The 240-nt window shown below is 42.1% G+C and carries 1 protein-coding gene; it reads left to right on the top strand.

The window, feature by feature from the left end; genetic code table 11:
• The coding region (locus AAEZ06_RS28155) for a DJ-1/PfpI family protein (protein WP_350617493.1) at positions 1 to 240 on the top strand (240 nt) is incomplete at both ends.

Genomic DNA, 240 nt, shown 5'->3' with positions numbered 1-240 from the left:
ATACTGAAGATGCGCAAACGAAAGATACGACGCGCTTTAAAGAAGACTCTGAGGCGCAGAAGCATCTTGCCAATACCAAAAAACTTGCTGATATGAAAGCGGAAGATTTTGACTCAGTATTTTATCCAGGTGGTCACGGCCCATTATGGGATTTGGCAGTGGATAAAAACTCTATTAATTTGATTGAGACGTTTGTGAAGCAAGATAAGCCGGTTGCTTTTGTTTGTCACTCTCCTGCTG

The sequence above is a fragment of the Pseudomonas sp. HY7a-MNA-CIBAN-0227 genome (genome assembly GCF_040310325.1).
In the GTDB taxonomy this organism is placed as follows: domain Bacteria; phylum Pseudomonadota; class Gammaproteobacteria; order Pseudomonadales; family Pseudomonadaceae; genus Aquipseudomonas.
Note: the sequence above shows the minus strand (reverse complement) of the source record. Positions and strands in the feature narration are given on the sequence as shown.